Annotated in this window: 16 protein-coding genes; 6 read left to right on the plus strand and 10 right to left on the minus strand. The window is 61.0% G+C overall.

Going from position 1 to position 20,252, the window contains the following annotated elements; translation table 11 throughout:
- A partial coding sequence (locus A5688_RS26205; protein ID WP_431602680.1) for a glycosyltransferase occupies window positions 1–303 on the plus strand: 303 nt, incomplete at its 5' end.
- A 21-nt stretch (window positions 304–324) separates the two neighbouring features.
- Here the strand turns inward: A5688_RS26205 and A5688_RS26210 are convergent.
- The 4 genes from A5688_RS26210 to A5688_RS26225 form a co-directional block, all read right to left on the minus strand.
- Window positions 325–1,128: a class I SAM-dependent methyltransferase gene (locus A5688_RS26210; protein WP_165607507.1), complete on the minus strand. Its 804-nt coding sequence runs from the start codon at window positions 1,126–1,128 to the stop codon at window positions 325–327.
- 112 nt (window positions 1,129–1,240) lie between these two features.
- On the minus strand, window positions 1,241–2,047 hold the full coding sequence (locus tag A5688_RS26215) for a TylF/MycF/NovP-related O-methyltransferase (protein WP_067913221.1): 807 nt from the start codon (window positions 2,045–2,047) through the stop codon (window positions 1,241–1,243).
- 94 nt (window positions 2,048–2,141) lie between these two features.
- A complete protein-coding gene (locus A5688_RS26220; RefSeq protein WP_068268320.1) occupies window positions 2,142–3,425 on the minus strand; it encodes a glycosyltransferase in 1,284 nt (427 codons plus the stop codon).
- Window positions 3,426–3,681: 256 nt separating this feature from the next.
- Window positions 3,682–4,707 (minus strand): methyltransferase type 11, encoded by a 1,026-nt coding sequence (locus A5688_RS26225; RefSeq protein ID WP_067913586.1) that lies wholly within the window; start codon window positions 4,705–4,707, stop codon window positions 3,682–3,684.
- An 810-nt stretch (window positions 4,708–5,517) separates the two neighbouring features.
- On the opposite strand from A5688_RS26225, the gene A5688_RS26230 reads away from it, so the two are divergent.
- The 5 genes from A5688_RS26230 to A5688_RS26245 all read left to right on the plus strand — a co-directional run bounded on the left by A5688_RS26230 (window position 5,518) and on the right by A5688_RS26245 (window position 10,792).
- A complete protein-coding gene (locus A5688_RS26230) occupies window positions 5,518–6,693 on the plus strand; it encodes an acyltransferase family protein (protein WP_082955174.1) in 1,176 nt (391 codons plus the stop codon).
- 245 nt (window positions 6,694–6,938) lie between these two features.
- On the plus strand, window positions 6,939–7,961 hold the full coding sequence (gene gmd / locus A5688_RS26235) for a GDP-mannose 4,6-dehydratase (protein WP_067913592.1): 1,023 nt from the start codon (window positions 6,939–6,941) through the stop codon (window positions 7,959–7,961).
- A gap of 7 nt (window positions 7,962–7,968) precedes the next feature.
- The gene (locus A5688_RS26240) at window positions 7,969–8,931 is read left to right on the plus strand and encodes a GDP-L-fucose synthase family protein (RefSeq protein WP_067913595.1); all 963 of its coding nucleotides are present in this window, start codon (window positions 7,969–7,971) and stop codon (window positions 8,929–8,931) included.
- A 202-nt stretch (window positions 8,932–9,133) separates the two neighbouring features.
- Window positions 9,134–9,883, plus strand: a complete 750-nt coding sequence (locus A5688_RS27175) for an FkbM family methyltransferase (protein ID WP_082955175.1) — start codon at window positions 9,134–9,136, stop codon at window positions 9,881–9,883.
- Window positions 9,884–9,961: 78 nt separating this feature from the next.
- The gene (locus A5688_RS26245; protein ID WP_067913598.1) at window positions 9,962–10,792 is read left to right on the plus strand and encodes a glycosyltransferase family 2 protein; all 831 of its coding nucleotides are present in this window, start codon (window positions 9,962–9,964) and stop codon (window positions 10,790–10,792) included.
- Window positions 10,793–10,795: 3 nt separating this feature from the next.
- On the opposite strand, the gene A5688_RS26250 is transcribed toward A5688_RS26245, so the two are convergent.
- From A5688_RS26250 to A5688_RS26275, 6 genes are all read right to left on the minus strand, one after another.
- Window positions 10,796–11,587 (minus strand): ABC transporter permease, encoded by a 792-nt coding sequence (locus A5688_RS26250; protein ID WP_082955176.1) that lies wholly within the window; start codon window positions 11,585–11,587, stop codon window positions 10,796–10,798.
- A complete protein-coding gene (locus A5688_RS26255; RefSeq protein ID WP_067913601.1) occupies window positions 11,587–12,327 on the minus strand; it encodes an ABC transporter permease in 741 nt (246 codons plus the stop codon). Before A5688_RS26255 ends, A5688_RS26250 begins: the two co-directional genes overlap by 1 nt.
- Entirely contained in the window at window positions 12,324–13,271 is a 948-nt protein-coding gene (locus tag A5688_RS26260) for a daunorubicin/doxorubicin resistance ABC transporter ATP-binding protein DrrA (protein WP_067913603.1), read from the minus strand. Before A5688_RS26260 ends, A5688_RS26255 begins: the two co-directional genes overlap by 4 nt.
- A 159-nt stretch (window positions 13,272–13,430) precedes the next feature.
- Window positions 13,431–16,337, minus strand: a complete 2,907-nt coding sequence (locus A5688_RS26265) for an RND family transporter (RefSeq protein ID WP_067913605.1) — start codon at window positions 16,335–16,337, stop codon at window positions 13,431–13,433.
- A 105-nt stretch (window positions 16,338–16,442) separates the two neighbouring features.
- The gene (locus tag A5688_RS26270) at window positions 16,443–19,334 is read right to left on the minus strand and encodes an RND family transporter (protein ID WP_067913607.1); all 2,892 of its coding nucleotides are present in this window, start codon (window positions 19,332–19,334) and stop codon (window positions 16,443–16,445) included.
- Entirely contained in the window at window positions 19,331–19,750 is a 420-nt protein-coding gene (locus A5688_RS26275; protein ID WP_067839282.1) for an MmpS family protein, read from the minus strand. Before A5688_RS26275 ends, A5688_RS26270 begins: the two co-directional genes overlap by 4 nt.
- Window positions 19,751–20,252: the final 502 nt, after the last annotated feature.

The raw sequence follows: 20,252 nt of genomic DNA on the forward strand, positions 1-20,252 counted from the left end.
CATCACGGCGGTTCGGGTACCACGGCGGCAAGCCTGCGTGCCGGAATCCCTACCCTGGCCCTGTGGAGCTCGGCCGATCAACCGTATTGGGCCGCCGCGATCAAACGGCTGAAATTGGGCACGGCCCGGCGTTTTTCGGCCACCTCCGAGAAAACTTTGGTCGCGGACCTGCGCCAGATCCTCGGCCCGGAATACGCCATCCGAACCCGAGAGTTCGCCAGTCGGATGACCAAACCCACCGCGGGCGTCCAGCGCACCGCCGACCTGCTGGAAGACGCCGTTGGCCGGAAAGCGGCTGACTGAGGCTGATTTACGCTTCGACTCTCAGCGCGCCGGTTTGATCAGCAGGCCCTGCCCGGTGGGCAGCGAGCAGATCTTCACGCCCAGCTCGTTGGCGACCTCGTCCATGGCGGCGAGCTGCTCGCCACGTCCCCGATTCGCGTAGTCGTCCAGCAGCACGAAGGCCCCGGGCGTGAGTCGCGGCCAAAAGAAGCGCAGCGCAGCCACTTCGGGGGGAGCGCAGTTCATGTCGATGTGCAGGTATGCCACCGACGGCGCCTCCACCTGCTCGAGAGTTTCCGGGACCGCGCCCACGATGATGCGCTTGTTCTGCCACTGCGCGAAATTGGCGCGGACGCTGTCGACGCCATTGGCGTACATCCCGTTGCGAAGGTGTCCCTCGCTCGTCTCCAGCGCGCCGGCCCGGCGTTCGTTCTCGGTGACGAACCGCGGGTCGATTCCGGCGAAGGTGTCCAGCAGGTAGAACGTCTTGCCCAGGCGATCCCAGTCCAGGTATTCCATGATGGCGCTGCTCAAAAAGCCGTAGCTGACCCCGCACTCGACGAAATCACCCTCCAGCTGGCTGGCACTCGCCGCGGCCCACAGCCCCACGTGCACGCGCCATTGCCACTGGTACCAATCCTCGTTGCCCAGAGATTTGGCGCCCCGCCGGTAGGCGCGCTGGAAATCGGGATCGTCAAGGAAGCCGTGAAAGTTGTTGAACGTGATCAGCGCGTCGTTGGCGTAGACGTCAGGCAGCAGCGTACGTGCGAGCCAGTACTCGGTGCGCACCCACCACATCCTGAGGCGAGTGCCAGTTGTCAGCCCTGTTGCCACGGCGGCAACCATAACATCGGCGCGCACGGCGTCCGCGGGAAACGCGACGGATACGCCATGATCGTGCTTCGACCATCCCCCTCGGGAGGGCAAACCATCTCGGACACTTAGGGATTCAGCTATCTCACGACTTGCGCCACAGCACGCCGGTGCCGTCGATCTCGATGATCTCGTCGGTCACGCCGTGTTGGGTACGGTAGTCGGTCACGGCCTGCGCGCACGCCTTGATCGCGTGGTAGTCGTCGACGATGCAGAACCCTCCCGGTGACAGCCGCGGGTAGAGCGCGTCTAGCGCCTGAATCGTCGATTCATAGAGGTCGCCGTCCAGCCGCAACACCGAGATGCGATCGATCGGGGCGTCTTGCAGGGTGTCCTTAAACCACCCCGGGAGGAAACGAACCTGATCGTCGAGCAGCCCGTAACGCTCGAAATTCGCCTCGACGTGGTCCTGCGGCACGCCCAATATGCGCGCGTGGCGGTGCAGCCTAATCCCTTTGTCCGCCTTGTAATTGACGGTGTCCGGCGGCGGCACGCCGGCGAAGGAATCGCACAGCCACACGGTCCGCTTCTCGTCCCCGTGGGCCGCCAACACGGCGCGCATCAGGATCGAGGCGCCCCCGCGCCACACACCGCACTCGACCAGGTCGCCGGGGACGTCCTCTTCCAGAACCGTTTCGACGCAGTTCTGCAGACTGGTCAGCCGCTGCATGCCGATCATCGTCAAGGCGTCCGCCGGCCAGTCCAGGCCGAGATCGCGAGCCTGCTTGTTGAACGGACGTTTTCGCACGAGCATCAGGTTGCGGGTACTGAAGAGGGGACGGCCCAGGCGGTACAACCCCACCGGCACCAGCTCGTCGCTGCCATACCTGGTGAGGTCGCGCCGGAGCAGGTCGAGGTATGCAAACCGCGTGTCGTGATCGGTCACGGCCAAAACTGCCCCTAACTCCGCATCTCAGTGGTACCGGTAGAGAGCCTAGACTCCCGTCGACGCCGTCAAAGCGTTTCGCAGTGTATCCGTCCCCGGCTCAGCGACTGCGCTCCGCCGGGAAACCGGGAACACATCGCCCCGAGCGCGCGAACTCCTCCAGCAAATCGACGGCGCGACCTGCGCTCTCGGCGGGTTTGCTCATCCTGGTGGACAGCTCACGCGCCCGAGTGAGGTACTCCGGCGCGAGGATCTTCCGCAGGTCCGACACCAGCGTTTCCGGCGTCGAGGCCGCGAACCGCCGGGACGTACCCACCTTGAGCTGCTTGACGTGAGACCCCCACATCGGCTGATCCCCCGCCGTCCAAAGGATCAGCGTGGGAACGCCGGCGCGCAGGCCTGCCGCCGTGGTGCCCGAGCCGCCGTGATGCACGACGGCACGGCAGGCGGGGAAGATCTTCGTGTAGTTCACCACACCGACCGCTTTGACGTGGTCGAAATTCGGCACGTCGCTGAAGTCGGTGCCGCCGAAGCAAATCAGCGCCCGCTCGCCCAACTGCGCGCAGGCCGCGCCGATCATGTTGACCGTATCGGCCGCGGACTCGAGCGCGATGCTGCCCGATCCGAAGCAAATCGGCGGTGTTCCCGAGGCGATCCACGACGCGACGTCCTCATCGGCGTCCGTCGGCAATTCCATCGTCAACGCCCCGACGAACGGGCGCCGGTCGCGCCAGCGAGCCCACTCGGCCGCCAGTCCGGGAAAGAAGATCTCGTCATACGCCTGGATTTCCAGCGATCGGTGTTCGGCGATCCGCCGCTGCGAGCGATGCGTTGCCTTCGGCAGGCCGAGTTCACCGCGCTGCGCATTGTCGACGTCCTTCGTCGCGCGCCAAAACAGCCATTCGATGGTCGTCATTGTGGAGCGCATCAGCGGCGCCGGCACGCTCGGCACCAGGTGGCCGTTGGCGCGCATGGGGAAGTGATGCAGCGAGGCCAACGGAATGCCGTAATACTCGGCGACGTTGGCCGCGGCCTGCTCGAAATTCAGCCCCGTGGAAAGCAGGTCGGCGCCTTCGGCCAGCGATCGCAAGGTCGTACTCACGTCCCCCCAGTACTTGATCAGGGGATCCCAAACTTTGAGCACCAGCCCGACCGGATTGCGGAAGAAGTCCGTCCACATGTTGCGAAGGAATTCCTCGTGCAAGAAGTCCTGGATCTTCGGCCCGTACGGAACGGCAGTCAGCCCAACCGACTCGACGAAGCCGACAAGTTCGGGCGCGACGGCCATCCGAACCTCATGCCCCCGGCGCAGCAGTTCGAGGCCAACGGCGGCAGACGGTTCGATGTCGCCGCGAGTTCCGTAACTCGCCAGGGCAAACTTCATCAGGGTCCTCGCCTACAGTCGCCGGGCGTTGGCGACGTCAAGGATATCGGCCCGGATCGCCGGTGCTGACCGCGGCACGGGGCCGATACGCGAAACTTCGCGGCGCCTGATGCCTTTACGAGGCCAACTCGATGGGGCCCAATCGTTTTGACACCTCGACCGCCCTGCCAAGCCGGGGTGGGCACGCACCTTCAGCCAGGCGCGACGTCACTGGTTGCGCTATGCGGCAAACAGGAGACGACCGCTGGCAAGGGCTTTACTGGGACGCACGAGTTTGCGCGACTTTGGAATCCGGTCGGGGTCTTCTGTTCCGGCTGCTCCGTTGTCGGTTCCGGATTTGCCGGACCGCCCTACTTACTCGTACCTTCAGTGCCAGGTACCTAAAATATGTCCCTAGCAACCCCCTCGTATGATATGAAAATCGAAGTTTCGCCTCAAGCTGGTCTTTATCGGAGCTCGCCAAAACCATCTTAGGATGAGTGAGTGGAAGGCTTAGATCGTCAGCGGCAAGCACACGATATATCTTGTCGTACTTCGTGTTTGTGTGAGTTGCCTCGGCGTCCAATCCAATGTTGCGCACCAAATTTATTGCAGGCGTTACGCAAAGGCCTGAGTTCGCCCACATACTATAAAACCACTGGTAGTCCCAAGTATCGACCTTGCCTTCATAAACAGCGTATTGAAAAATCGACTCCCAGTAATAACGCTCGCGCCTCGCCGGAAAAAATTGGTCGAACAACTTCCTGTCTCTGATTTCCGGCCAGCGCTCCATATTGACGTCATATTTCGCCCAGGCGCGCTTCCAGGTGGCCCAGCCCCACATCACATGGGGATATCGTGAAAAGTAATAGCTATCCGCAGTCGTGGCATGTCCGAAGAGATGATTTTGCCCGGAGATCATCATGACACGCTCGTCGTTCTCGTAGCGGTCGAGGAGGCTGGCGCAATAGCCAAAGAAAGACAAGGAAGGCACGCAGTCGTGCTCGAGTACCACCGCCTGATCAACGAATTCGAAGGCCCAGCTGATGCCGGACGAGACGCAGCGGCGGATGCCCAAATTGGTTTCCGAGAAATTCGTCTGGACGTCGCAGTCCCAGTCGACTCCACCAATGATCGCGCGTGTCGCTGCGCATTTCGCAGCCTCTCCTGGCACGTCCAGGCGTGGTCCGTCCGCGACTACTAAGAGTTGCTTCGGCCGTGCAGCTCTGATCATCTCGAAGGTCTGCTTGGCTGTGTCCGTTCGATTGAAGATGATGAAGATGACTGGCGGTGTCGATGTCACGGTCCCGTCCTTCAGGCGACGCTGCTGAGATTCAGCGGGATGTAGGTGATTTCGGCTGATAACGCTTCGTTCGTTCGAAATGACTGTCGATCCTACAGATTAGATGGGCCGTAGGATCGTCCAGGCGCTGAATCAAACGAATGTCGGCCAATGAGTCATCGTAACCCGTCCGTATGGGCAGATTGGCCGCGGGAAACGGGGCCTCGCCAAGTGCAACCGGGGTGCAGCATGACGCGGGCGTTTGCGTTGCGCAGTGAGTCAACCTCAGTTGACCCGAAAGTGACTGCGGCATCCAAGTTTTGATCCGCGCCGCGCCTCTTGCCCGGCCTCGTCATGTCAAGGCCTGCAGTAGATCGACGCGGCAACGAGGCGCGCTGCTCTGGTGGCAGCTACAGCAGAGCTGGCTGCAACATCGAGACTGCGCTGAAGGGCCTCGCGCGGCGAACGGCAGCGACTGCCCGAAACCGCGCTCAATGCGGACGTCTGCTGTATCGCTCGAAGTGCTTAAGATTGCGAAATCGCAACCCGGGCAGTCATTTCGCGTCGGGGAGCGTAACATGTGTGGGCCTCGGGCGCGCGTCACCGGGCCATTTCGGAGGTTCCCTCGGGGTTTTCGCTGATTTCGACCCACGTAGTCGAGGAAGCGTCTACGCTCCTTCCGACGAATCGCTGAAACTAGCGGCCCAGCAAACGTGGAAAGTGGGATGAGCTGTTGCTTCAAGGTGAGCGGTCCGGAACGGGCGAAGGTGGTGATGACACGATCGGTCACAGAATGCGAGTGCCTGTTCAACGCTGCAACGGACTCCTAGCGTGAAGCTAGGGGAAGAGTTCGATCCGAGAACGAATGCGCTGAATGCTTGGCGTCTGGTGCTAGCGACGGGCGTGATTCTCTGGCACTCTTTCCCCCTGACCGGCCGGCACATCCCCTACGAGCCGGTGCACCAGTTTCTTGAAGACGTATGGGTCGACGGGTTCTTTGCCGTCTCCGGGTTCCTTATTACAGCGAGCTGGCTCAGTCGGCCTCGACCGCGTGCCTACTTTGCTGCTCGAGCTCTGCGGCTCCTTCCCGGCTTGTGGTGCTGCCTGATAGTCACCGCGTTTATCATCGCTCCGCTGAGTGTCGCGTTTCAGGGCGGCTCAGTCGCCGACCTACTGCGATCGCATGCTCCGATCGGATACATCTTGAAAAACGGTGCAGTGATGACACTTCAAACGGACGTCGGCGGAACACCTTCAGGGGTTCCTATCCCGCACCAGTGGAATGGTTCGTTGTGGACGCTGCAATGGGAGGTGCTCTGCTACATTGCCGTCGCCGTTTTCGGCCTCATCGCGGTAGCGCGCCGCCGTTGGGTCATCCCTGTCGCGCTGATTCTGACCCTAGTGTGTTCCGCCTTATTACCGCCGTGGAACATCCTCACCGAACACTCGCCGGGCATGGATGCGCGTGTCGTCGACCCTGCGACCGTTCTAATGGTCGAGGCGGCGATGGCGGCGCGTTTTATAACCATGTTCTTGGCTGGCGCACTGCTCTACCAAATCCGAAACTCGATTTCCGCCCAGTGGTCACTTGTTTTCCTGAATGGCGCCATCGTTTTCCTCGCCATGCTATTGCCTAACTACCGACTGGTTGCGGCCATTTCGCTGGCTTACGTTATCATCGTTTCAGGTACTCTTATTCGCAACAGACGCTTGAGGCTGCGGACAGATTTGTCGTACGGCTTATACATATACGCATTCCCCATGCAGCAATTGCTGATCATTTTTGGGTTTGGTGAACTGCATCCTATTGTATTCGCAGTCATTGCAACTATCGCTACACTGCCGTTGGCCGCGCTTAGCTGGTTCCTCGTCGAGAAGCCGGCGCTGTCGTTGAAATCTCGTCTAGAGAACAAGCGCAGCGCCCGACGCATGACGCGGGCATCGTTCAGTGAAAACATCCCCGCATCCGAACCGGACGAGCGCCCAGACTTGACGGCGGCGAGTTGATTCATGAAGCGTAGGAGCCAGCATGTCGAGAAGGTTCGTGATGTGAGTCGCGGCGGGCCGCTCGAGGAATCATGAGATGCTCGATAGAGACCCGCAAGGCGATCGTTCAGTCGCCTACTGCCATAGAACTACTATTGAGCGACATCGACGCCATACCGTCGAGTGCACAACGAGAGTGAGACGGCTGTAGTGATGGGACGCCCGACATCCACTGACCTTCATTCGGCTGCTGAAGCGGCACTCCTGTGAAGCGAGCGCTCATCACAGGCATCACCGGGCAGGATGGCTCGTACCTCGCGGAACTGTTGCTGGCCAAGGGATACGAGGTTCATGGGCTCATCCGTAGGGCGTCGACGTTTAACACCTCACGAATTGATCATCTCTACGTTGATCCACATGAATCGGCGGCAAGACTGTTCTTGCACTATGGCGACCTCACCGACGGCACCCGATTGGTTACCCTGCTCAACGCCATCGATCCCGACGAGGTCTATAACCTGGCGGCGCAGTCCCACGTACGGGTCAGTTTTGACGAACCGGTGTACACCGGTGACACCACAGGTATGGGATCCATTCGCCTGCTAGAAGCTGTTCGCCTATCCCGGATAGACTGTCGGTTCTACCAGGCATCCTCGTCGGAGATGTTCGGTGCGTCGCCGCCGCCGCAAAACGAGCGGACACCATTCTATCCGCGTTCGCCCTACGGTGCAGCAAAGGTCTATTCATACTGGACGACCCGCAACTACCGAGAAGCGTATGGCATGTTTGCAGTAAACGGCATCTTGTTCAACCACGAATCACCAAGGCGCGGTGAGACATTCGTGACTCGGAAGATCACGCGAGCTGTGGCGCATGTCAAGGCTGGCCTCCAGTTGGATGTCTATCTCGGCAACCTCGATGCAGTTCGCGATTGGGGGTATGCGCCCGAGTATGTAGAGGGAATGTGGCGTATGCTCCAAGCCTCCGAGCCCGAAGACTTCGTTCTGGCGACGGGTCGTGGTTACACTGTGCGCGAGTTCGCCCAGACCGCGTTCGACCATGCCGGCCTTGACTGGCAGAAATACGTGAAATTTGACGACCGCTATCTGCGGCCCACTGAAGTGGATTCATTGATCGGCGATGCCAGCGTAGCTGCCCAGTCTCTCGGGTGGAAAGCTTCGGTACACAGCGCCGAATTGGCGCGGATCATGGTGGATGCGGACATCGCCGCTTTGGAATGTGACGGGAAGCCTTGGATCGACAAGCCGGTCCTCGCAGGGTGGAGATGACCGCAGTATGAATTCTTCAGCCGGCGCCCTCAATCGCGCGACACCGGTATACATCGCTGGACACTGCGGGCTGGTTGGGTCCGCTCTGGTGCGCAAATTCCAGTCCGAAGGTTTCACGAATCTTCTTGTCCGGTCGCATAGTGAGCTCGACCTGATGGATCGGGCAGCAACATTCGCCTTCCTTCTCGAGTCAAGACCGCAGGTCGTCATCGATGCTGCGGCCAGGGTCGGCGGCATCGTGGCGAATGACACTTATCCGGCCGATTTCTTGTCCGAGAACCTGCAGATCCAGGTCAACCTGCTGGATGCTGCGGTGGCGGCGAAGGTGCCGAGGTTGCTGTTCCTCGGTTCCTCATGTATCTACCCGAAATTTGCTCCCCAGCCGATCCAAGAGAGTGCGCTCCTCACTGGCGCGCTGGAGCCGACAAATGACGCCTACGCAATCGCGAAGATCGCCGGACTCATGCAGGTGCAGGCGGTTAGGCGTCAATATGGTTTGGCGTGGATTTCGGCGATGCCGACCAACCTCTACGGGCCTGGTGACAACTTTTCCCCCTCAAATTCGCATTTATTGCCGGCGCTCATCCGTAGGTATGAGGAGGCGAAAGCGAGTGGCGCCCCGTATGTGGTGAACTGGGGCACTGGGACTCCGAGGCGAGAGTTGTTGCATGTCGACGACTTAGCTAGCGCATGCTTGTACCTTCTCGAACATTTCGACGGACCGAACCACGTCAACGTTGGCACCGGCATCGATCACACCATCCGTGAGATCGCTGAAATGGTCGCTGCTGCTGTGGGTTACCTCGGTGAAACAGACTGGGACGCAACAAAACCGGACGGAACACCTCGAAAGGTGCTGGAAGTCTCAGTCTTGCGGGACATGGGATGGCAACCCCAAATCTCACTGCGCGATGGGATTGAGACGACGGTGGCGTGGTATCGCGCGAACGCGGCTGCGTCAAGGCAATAGATGCCGTACGCGGCGTGTACAACTCGACCCGGGGCGAGATTGTCGATCATCAAAAAACCGGTGACGGAGGTGTCACCCTTCGGGACTGGTGTGCTTCGCCGTGAGTCACCCTGACGTTCGCCCCCGTCGTACCAAGAGAAATTCAATCGCAGTCCCTCGAAAATGGCATTCCGCTCAAGCATTAGCATGATACTATTATCTAGTGCAATTTCTAGATCAGGTTCAATTGGTAGCGCGTGCTGCACCATCTGAGGTGTTACGCTACTTCTCCGAACGCAATTGGAAGCATACGTTTGTAAGACAGCTCAAATCACTCGACGTGAGTGTAGTTTTTGATATCGGATCTAACAGCGGACAATACGCCGCTGGCCTCCGTAAAGCGGGTTACAAAGGCCGCATGATTTCGTTCGAACCTCTCTCGCAGCCATTTGCTGTGCTGGAAAAACGAGCGAAGAAAGATGCTCTGTGGGATTGCCGCCAGCACGCTCTCGGGGATGTCGATGGGACCGTATCGATAAACGTCGCAGGCAACTCTGCTCAAAGCAGCTCGGTTTTGCCGATGCTGAAAAGTCACCAAGATGCTTTTCCGCCTGCAAATTATGTAAGTGTCGAAGATGTACCTGTGTTTCGGCTTGATTCCGTGGCGCCGGAAATACTGCAGTCGACCGATATATCATTTCTCAAGATTGACGTTCAAGGATTTGAGAAACAGGTGCTGGCTGGTAGTAAAACAACGTTGGCAAATAACTGCATTGGTATGCAACTGGAGCTTTCTTTTTTGCCTCTTTATGAAGGGAGCATGCTAATCCCGGAAGCGCTAGATTGGGCGTACTCTTTGGGATTCACGTTAACCGGGTTACTGCCATGTTTCATCGACCCGCGTAACGGCAGAATGTTGCAGGCTGATGGTGTGTTTTTCCGCGAGAAGAGTCTACTTCACAATGTTACTTAACGTTTTATCGTCGAAACAAGTTTCAGATCAGGTGCGTAACGTCCATCCTGGCAACCAAGTTGAAAGACGTGAAGCCTCATGACCGCGCCTATGTTTTCAATCATTGTCCCTACGTTTAATTCAGCTGCGACCCTGAAAGCCTGCGTTGAAAGCATTGTCGGCCAAACTTACGACGATTACGAGCTGGTCCTCGTTGACGGCGGCTCGACGGACGCAACACTTGATATCGCCGACAGTTTCGGCCTCAGCCTTGCTGGGCGCTTAGTCATTCACAGCGGTCGCGACCAAGGCCCCTACGACGCCATGAACCGCGGTGTCGGCCTGGCGAGGGGGACCTGGGTACTCTTTCTGGGTTCCGACGACACCCTTTACGAGTCGAACACTTTGGGCCGCGTAGCTGCTTACATCTGCGACCATGAGCCCAGCGACTTGGTTTATGGCGATGTGGTCATGCGCTCAACTGGGACTCGACATGCAGGCGCCTTCGACCTGGATCGCCTGCTGTTTGAGACGAACCTCTGCCATCAGTCAATCTTCTACCGCCGCAAGCTATTTGAAGGCATTGGCCCTTACAACTTGCGTTACCCGGTCTGGGCTGACTGGGATTTTAATATCCGTTGCTTCTCCAATCCGGCGCTACATATCCGACATATGGACATTGTCATCGCGCGGTACAACGACATGACCGGGCTCAGTATGAGACAGGCCACGGACAGGGAATTCCGGAAGCGGCTGCCAATGTACTTTTGGGTGGCCGCTTCGGAGACATGCAGTCGAATGCTGGCTTTTTACAAGATACGGAAGAACCGACGACTCGCATTGCGTGCTTTATTCACCAGATCTAGAGCCGCATCCAAGGCTCGAGGTCGAGGGAACGGCAACAATAATTTGTCGGATGCGGTGCCATAACGTCTACGCGTTGGCCTCTGCGGCGAGCCGGTAGCCGCGCACGGCGACCGGGAGGAACACCGCGAGTAGCCCGACCGCCCAGATCATGGTAATCACAAGAGGTTCCGCGATCGGGCCGCCGTGAGCGAGGGATCGCATGGTCTCGATGGGAGGCGAGATGGGTTGCATGCGGATGAGCGGCTGAGCCCAAGCCGGGAAGAGCTTCAGGGGAGTGGCGCCCGGATTCACAAACGCCAGCGCGAAGGTAACGCCCAGCACCCACGTCATGGCGGTGCGGCCGTTGTTGCGGATGGCCATCGCCATCACCAGGGCGGTGAAACCGGTCACCGCGATCGACGGGATCAACAGGAAAAGCAGTGCCGCGGGCCAGCCCTGGGTAAAGCGCAGCCCCATTGCCAGCCCGAGCACCGTGATCAGGATGGTGCCGATGAAGGCACGCACTACCTCCGCGATGATCCACCCGGTGACCGCGCTCGCCCGGTGAATCGGCAGCACCCACATCCGGCTGAGCACGCGTGACTCGCGGTCCATGGTGATACCGACCGAGTTGCCCAGGGAGCCGAAGAGCGCCGAAATTACCGCGCACATCGGAACAATGCCATAAACGGCGTCCGCACCCGTGACCTTCTCCACCTGCGGGCCCAGCACGAGCTTGTAGATGACCAGCAGGAAGACGGGCAACAGCAGCGATCCCAGCAGCACGGCCTGGTCACGCCGCCACCGCAGCAGGAGTCGGCCGGCCTGCACCCAGCTTTGGGTCAGCAGCGAACCCTGTGGCTCGAGGCGATGCGACACTAGCCGCGCCTCTGCATCCGCAACGTGATCGCGCCGAAAACCAGCACCATGCCCAGACACCAGGCCAGGGTGGCCAGCAGGTTGCTGAGGATCACCTGGCCGGTGGCCAGGCCGCGCAGCGTTTCGGCGAACTGCGACACCGGCTGGTTGCGGACGTAGGGGCGCAGCCACTCCGGGAAGGTCTTTTCGGGGGCGATGCCGGTGGACAGCATGAACAGCAGCAACTGGGGGACGAACAAGAGGTGGCTGGCCCCCTGGACGCTCTTGGCGCGCGACCCCAAGGCGTCGGCACCCAGGCCCACGGCCAGGCACAGCAGCAAGGAGATGATCAAAAAAGCGGCCGCGTGGCCGAATCCGCCGGTGATCCGGAAACCGAAGGCGTAGCCGGCAATCAGCGCCACCACCAGGGAGAGCGTGGCGCGCATCAGGGTGGCCACCGTGCGGGCGGTCACGGTGGCAACCGCGGCGACGGGCAGCGTCCGCATCCGCTCGCCGAACCCGGACACGTGGTCGCGCGCCGCGCGGTCTGCGGTGAGCAGCCCGACGAAGATCATCGATTGGGCGACCACCGCGGGCACGAAATATTGCGTGTAACTGATGCTGCCGGTGTCGACCAGGCCGTGCAGCGCCACGCTGAACCCCGCCAAATACGCTGCCGGCGAAAGGATCTCGAAGATCATCTCGCCATCGCGGGCCGCCGACATCAGCGAACGTTCGGTGAGGGCGGTCAAGGCGCTCATGACCGGGCGGCGGTCCGCTCGGTCAGGTGCAGAAAAGCCTCGTCGAGCGAGGGCTTGCGCAGCGAAATGTCGGCGAGTTCGAGGCCCAGCGCGTCGACCCGGCGGAACACGTCGACCAGCGTGGCGACCCCATCGGGTGCGAACACCGACACTGAATTCGTGTCGTTGTCGATGTCCACCCCTTCGAGCCCGTTCAGCGCCGCCGCGACCCGAGGCAGGTCAACGGGATTCGCCGGGGTCACCTGGCAGTAGCTGGTACCCACGGCGCGCTTGAGCTCCTCGGCGGTGCCGCTGGCGATCACCTGTCCGTGGTCGATGACGACGATCGAGTCGCTCAGCACGTCGGCCTCTTCCAGGTACTGCGTGGTCAGCAGCACGGTAATGCCTTGCGTGGTCAGCGAACTCACCAGAGCCCAGACGTCGCGGCGGCTGCGTGGGTCCAGCCCGGTGGTCGGCTCGTCGAGGAAGAGCACCTGCGGCGGCACCACCAGGGCGCTGGCCAGGTCGACGCGCCGGAACATGCCGCCGGAATAGGTCGACAGCCGCCGGTCGGCCGCGGCGACGAGGTCGAACTGCGCGAGCAGTTCGTCGGCGCGTGCCTTGGCCCGCTTGCGATTCAATCCGCGCAGTCTGCCGAACAACACCAGGTTTTCCCGGCCCGTCAGCATCGGATCCATCCCGGTGAACTGCCCGGCCATCCCGATGCTGGCACGCACCTCGGCGGGCTGGCGGAGAATGTCGTGCCCCGCGACGCTGGCGTGGCCCGAGGTGGGGCGGATGAGTGTCGACAGAATGTTGATCGTGGTGGTCTTGCCGGCGCCGTTGTGGCCCAGCACCCCGCACACGGTCCCGGCCGGAACCGAGAAGTCCACGCCATTGAGGGCGAGCGTGTTTCGCCCGAATGTCTTTGTGAGGCCGACAACCTCAATCGCCAGTGGGCTCACCCTAGGAGTATTTCATGAGGCGTAGCGGCCAGCGGGGGAGTTCCGCGTGTTCGAAGCAAAATCATTGGCGTCCAATCTTTCTCGCCGCGTTTCTTCGCCGGAGGCCGCTGGCCGCCACGCGATCCGGGGCTACGAAACGACCAGCACCACCTATGCGGTCTATCGGTGGATCGGGATTTCGGCCGTGGGGGCGTCCGCATCGTCGTCGTGGTGGAGCAGGGTACGCACCGCCGGGCGCGTTCCCACGGAGCGAAGCAGCAGGCTGGCCGGCCGCGGCCGAACCAATTGCGGCCACCAGAACCAGCGTCCGAGCAGGGCGGCGATGGTGGGTGTCATGAACGAGCGCACGATCAAGGTGTCGAAAATCAGGCCCAGACCGATGGTGGTACCGACCTGACCGATGATGCGCAGGTCGCTGACCACCATCGAGGCCATGGTGAAGGCGAACACCAGGCCGGCATTCGTCACGACCTTTCCGGTACCGCCCATCGCGCGGATGATGCCCGTATTGATGCCGCCGGCCAGTTCCTCTTTCATTCGGGATACCAACAGCAGGTTGTAGTCCGAGCCGACCGCCAGCAAGACGATCACGGACATGGGCAGCACCATCCAATACAACTTGATGCCAAAGATGTACTGCCAGATCAGCACCGAGAGCCCGAACGAGGCGCCCAATGAAAGCGTCACCGTGCCCACGATCACCAAAGCGGCGATGAAACTTCGGGTGAGGATGAGCATGATGATGAAAATCAGACACAGCGCACCCACGCCCGCGATGAAGAGGTCGTAGGTGGAGCCGTCCCGGAAGTCCTTGAATGTCGACGCGGTACCGGCGATGAAGATCCGCGACGATTCCAGCGGCGTGTTCTTCAGCGCCTCTTCGGCCGCCCCCCTGATCTTGGCGATGCGGTCCAGGCTCTCAGAGGTCGCGGGGTCGCCCCGGTGCGAGATGATGAGGCGAGCGGCCTTCCCGTCCGGCGACAGGAACTGGCTCATCGCCTTCTTGAAGTCCGCATTGTCGAAGATTTCGGGCGGCAGATAGAACGAGTCGTCATTCTTGGAGTCGTCGAACGCCTGCCCCATGGCGGTGGCGTCCTTGTCGTTGCTACTCATCTGGCCGATGATCCCGGACATGGTGCTGTGGTTGGTCAGCATCATGTTCCGCATGTCCTCGGACATCGCAATCATCGGCGGATACTGCTCGAGCAGCTGAGGCATCAGCTTGTCCATGTGATCGAGATCTTGGAGCAGGGTGACCATTTTATCGCTTAGGGTGTCGATGCCATCGAGGGTGTCGAAGATAGCCCGCAGCGACCAACAAATTGGTATGTCGTAGCAGTGCTTTTCCCAGTAGAAGTAGCTACGCAGGGGCCGGAAGAAATCCTCGAAATCGGAAACATGGTCACGCAAGTCCCAAAGGACGGCCGCCATTTCTTTGGTCTTTTGGATCGAATCGTGCGTGATGTCGGTCAGCTGCTTCTGCAATGAATAAAGGCGCTTCATGATTTCGATCTGCTTGGCCATCATGTCCGCCTGGACGAGCATGTCGTCCATGCGCGCCTGCATGTACCTGATGTCTTGGTTCATGGTCGCCTGCTGCATGCTGAGCAGGAACGGAATCGACGTGTGCTGGATCGGCGTTCCCTCGGGCCGCGTTATGCCCTGCACGCGAGAGATGCCGTGAACCCCGAAGACTGCCTTGGCAAGTCGGTGCAGCACCAGGAAATCTGCCGAGTTCCGCATGTCGTGATCGGCTTCGATCATCAAGATCTCGGGCATCATGCGCGATTGGTTGAAGTGGCGGTCCGCGGCCGCGTAGCCGACATTGGCGGGAACGTTGCCGGGCATGTAGAACCGGTTGTTGTAGCTGGTTTTATAGCCGGGCAAGGTCACCAGGCCCACCAGGGCGACCGCGATCGTCGCGCACAGGATGGGCGCGGGCCAGCGGGCGATCGCCGTGCCGATGCGGCGCCACCGGCCGAATCCGATGGCGCGCTTCGGGTCGAACAGCCCGAAGCCGCTTCCGACGGTCAGCACCGCCGGAACCAGTGTCAGGGCGATCAGCACCGAAATGAGCATGCCGACCGAACAAGGCATACCCATGGTCTGGAAGATGGGCATGCGGGTGAAGCTCAGGCACAGCATCGCGCCGGCGATGGTCAAACCGGAACCCAGGACCACGGGAGCGACGCTGCGATAGGTGGTGAAGTACGCCGTGTGCCGGTCTTCGCCGGCCTGCCGCGCCTCTTGATAGCGGCCGAAGAAGAAGATCGCATAGTCGGTGCCGGCGGCCATTGCCAGCGCCACCAGCAGGTTGACGGCGAACGTCGACAGTGCCATCCAATTGTTATTGGCGATGAAGGCGATGACACCTCGTGCGGCAAAGACCTCGATCCCGACCGTGAGCAAGAGCAGAATCACGGTGGTGATCGAGCGGTACACGAGGAGCAGCACGATGAAGATGATCAACGCACCGATCATGGTCATTTTCAGAATGGAGCGGTCGCCCGCAAGCTGCATATCGGAGAACAGCGCCGAGGGGCCGGTGACGTATGCCTTGATCCCGGGGGGCGGTGGTGTGCGCGCGATGATGTCCCGGATTGACGCCACAGATTCCTGGCCCAGGGTCGTGCCTTGGTTGCCCGCCAGATTCAACTGCACATAGACGGCCTTGCCGTCCGGGCTCTGCGCGCCGGCCGCTGTGAGGCGATCGCCCCAGAGGTCCTGCACATGCTCGATATGCTTTGTGTCGGCCTTTAATTCAGCAACCAGTTTGTCGTAGTAAGCGTGTGCCTGGTCGCCGAGCTGCTGCTGCCCCTCGAGGACCAGCATCGCGAAGCTGTCCGAATCGGATTCCTTGAAGTCGTGTCCCATGCGCTGCATGGCCTGAACCGCCGGCGCGTCTTGAGGGGCCAACGGCACCGAATGCTGTTGGCCCACAACCTCAAGACGCGGCACCCCGAACGTCACCAGCAGGGTCAGCGCCACCCACGCGAGGATGATGAGCACCGCAAACCGGCGGATATTCCGCGACAAGCGAGACGGCTGAGTCTGGTGCGTGGTCATGAGGCCCTCGGCAGGCAGGCGACGACGACGCAGCTGCTGACGCTATTGCCCTGTGTCACAGTGTTCCCCACGGTCGCTGTTCCCTCCTGAAGTGGCATGCCGCACTTATTGCGGCTGCTTCAGGAGCAGTGAACGCACCAACGGGCGGGGTCCGGTGGGCCGCAGCATCGTGCTGGCCGGGCGCGGGCGCACCCGCTGTGGCCACCAGAACCAACGTCCCAGCAACGCGGCGACGGCCGGCGTCATGAACGCCCGCACGATCAACGTGTCGAACAGCAAGCCCAGGCCGATCGTCGTGCCCACCTGGCCGATGCTGCGCAGGTCGCTGACCACCATCGAGGCCATGGTGAAGGCGAACACCAGACCGGCGTTCGTCACGACCTTTCCGGTGCCGCCCATCGCGCGGATGATGCCAGTGTGCAGCCCGGCCCCCAATTCCTCTCTCATCCGGGAGACCAGCAGCAAGTTGTAGTCAGAACCCACCGCCAACAGCACGATGACCGAAGTGGATAACACCGTCCAGTGCAGCTGCATGTGCAGCAGGTACTGCCACACCAGCACGGACAGCCCGAAGGACGCGCCGAGCGAAAGCAGAACGGTGCCAACGATGACCATCGCCGCGATAAAGCTCCGCGTCATGATCAGCATGATGATGAAAATCAGGCAGAGCGCGGAGACGCCCGCGATCAAGAGGTCGAATTTGGATCCGTCCACCAGATCTTTGGTGATCGCCGCGGTACCGGTCAGGTAGATCTTGGCGTTTTCCAGGGGAGTGCCCTTGAGCGATTCCTCGGCCGCCGTCTTGATCTGTTCCACCCTGGAGAGGCCTTCGGGTGTCGCCGGGTCACCCCGCTGCGAGATGAGCAGACGGACGTCCCTTCCGTCCGGAGACATGAAGACCTTCTCCACCCGCTTGAAGGATTCGGAGCCGTTGATGATCCCCGGCGGCAGGTAGAACGAGTCGTCGTTCCTGGAGGCATCGAATGCCTGCCCCATGACACTCGGATCCTTTGAGCTCGAATCCATTTGGCCCATGACACCCGACATGGTGCTGTGCATGGTCAGCATCATGGTGCGCATGCCGGACATGGTTTCGATCATGGGCGGGATCTGCATGACCAACTGCGGCAGCAGGGTATCCAGCTGGTCAAGGTTCTTCACCAGGTCGGCCAGTTTGTCGGTGATCAGGTCGACGCCGTCGAGGGTATCGAAGATGGATCGCAGCGAGAAGCAGATCGGAATGTCGTAGCAGTGCTTTTCCCAATAGAAGTAGCTGCGGATCGGGCGCCAGAAGTCCTCAAAATCCGAAATGTGATCTCGCAAATCCGAAGTGATGTCCTGCATTTCATGCGTCGTCTGGACCATGTGGTGCGTGGTGGCGACGAGCTCGTGCATCAGGTCCAGCATGTGCTGCATGATGCCGATCATCTTTCCCAGCTCGTTGGCCTGGGTGAGCATGTCGTTCATGCGGTCTTTTTGGAAAGCCATGTTCTGCATCTGGCTCGCCTGACTCATGCTGATGATCCACGGAATCGTGGTGTGCTGCAGCGGCGTACCCTCAGGGCGGGTCACGGTCTGCACGGAGGCGATTCCGGGAACCGCCAGGACGCCCTTGGCGAGTTTGTTGATGACCAGCATGTCGGTCGGGTTGCGCAGATCGTGATCGGTCTCGATCAACAGAATCTCGGGCATCTGCATGCGCTGGCCGGGAAAGTGCCGTGCCGCGGCCGCATACCCCACGTTGGCGGGGATGCTCTGTGGAATGAATTTGTAGTCGTCATAACTGGGCCGGTAGTTCGGCAGGGCCAATAGCCCGATCAGTGCGACGGCCAGCGAGGCTACGAGAATGGGCCCCGGCCATCGGACGATCGCCGTACCGATGCGTCGCCATCTGCGGGCGGAGAGGGCCCGCCGTGGCTCGAAAAGACCGAACCGGGCTCCCGCGCCCAGCAGCGCCGGCCCCAGCGTGATCGCGACGAGCACCGCGATCAGGATGCCGACGGCACAAGGGATGCCGAGCGGCTGGAAATAGGGCAGCCGGGTGAAGCTGAGGCAGAGCACCGCGCCGGCGATGGTCAGACCGGAGGCCAACACCACCTTGGCGACCCCGTTGAACGTGGTGTAGAAGGCCTCTTCCCGGCCTTCACCCGCCTGCCGCGCCTCCTGATATCGGCCGACGAAGAAAATGCCGTAGTCGGTTCCCGTCGCGATGACGGCGGCGACCAATAGGTTGACGGCGAAAGTGGTCAGACCGACCAGCCCGAGATGGCCGAGTAGCGCGACCATTCCACGCGCGATCACCAATTCCAGGCCGACGATCAACAACAGCAGGACGACCGTGACAATCGACCGATAAACGAGCAGCAACGTCAGGAAGATCACGGCAAGGCTGGCGAGCGTCACCAGCATGATGGTCTTCTGACCGGCAATATTCATGTCCGCGACGATGGGCGCCGGCCCGGTCACGTAGACCTTCAGCCCCGGTGGGGGCGAAGCCTCCTGCACGATCTTTCGAATGGCCTTCACGGATTCGTCGCCGGCGGCCGCGCCCGCGTTGCCGTTCAGGTTCACCTGAACGAATGCGGCCTTGCCGTCCTGGCTCTGCGCGGCGCCGCGGGTTAGCGGATCACCCCAGAAGTCCTGGACGTGCTGCACATGCTTTGGGTCGCCTTCTAAAAGCTTGACCAAGCGGTCGTAGTACTTGTGCGCGTCGTCGCCGAGTTGCTGCTGGCCCTCCAGCAAGATCATCGCCAGGGCGCCGGTGTTGGTCTCCTTGAAGTCCTGGCCCAGACGCTCCATGGCCTTGAAGGACGGTGCGCCCAACGGGCTCAGCGATACCGCATGCTCCGCCTCTACCTTCTCCAGCGAAGGAACGCCGACGCTGATGAGGACCGCGATCGCGAGCCAGCCCAAAATGATGGGAACGGACAGGCGATGGATGATCCGCGCCACCCGTGGTCGCGGCGCAGACTGGGTCTCCAGTTGCGGCGCGCTCATGTGGCTGTCAGGACGCAGTAGGTGAATGCGTTCAACTCGTGCGAGATCCTCTCGGCTTTGACGACATCGTCCACCAAGATGCGGCAGCCGAGACTATCGCTGTTGCCCTGCGCGACCACATTCCCCACGATCGACGGCAACGTCGTCGAAATCTCGAACGTCCACGGCAGCTCGATGCCGTTGATGTGGTTCGGCTCGCCGTTGGCGTCGAAGTAGCTGATGTCGGCCATCGCCCCGGCGGGCCCGAACACCTCATACTTGATGTGTTTGGGGTTGAACGGTTTGGTGTCTTGCTGTCGGGTGTCGGCGTACGACGGGCGCTTCTCGGAGCCGAAGATGCCATGCAGCCGCGAGACCGTCATGCCTCCCGCGACGACGACGCCCACGATGACCAGCGGGATCCACAGCCGGCTCAGGACACCGAGAAGCCCGGGTCCTCTCTTCGTACGAGTCGTTCGCGCGCCGCTTTGCTGCGTGGGTTCAGCCGAGGATCGCCGACGTAAGCCCAGGAAACCGCGTTGGCTAATGTCTCGTCCTTCCCCGATGGTGTTGTCGGGCCGGGCCCGTACGTCCGAATCGGTCACCACACCCCCTTCAGCCGTGCCCAAGCCCGCGCGGACCCGGCGGCCCGAACATGCAACTACACACCGATCGCGGCACGCCAGACTGCAGCGCTTCGAATGTGGTGCCCGTGGCGGACCAGCCGAGCCTCCGGCACCTCATGCGAGCCCCACCCTCCGGGGAGCGCGACCAAGTCTTGTCGAGTAAACCACGGCAGTCGCTTCCGTATCAGTCCTTTGACAACGCGATGCAGGATCGTAATGCCGAACCGCGTGCGTAAACGGTATTTTGCTGAGCCGACGAATGCTCCTCGCCCGCTTCTCTTCTTCGCAAGGGCCGTCCACTTACCTAAGCACA

This window comes from Mycobacterium mantenii, assembly GCF_001667865.1.
GTDB classification, from domain to species: domain Bacteria; phylum Actinomycetota; class Actinomycetes; order Mycobacteriales; family Mycobacteriaceae; genus Mycobacterium; species Mycobacterium mantenii_A.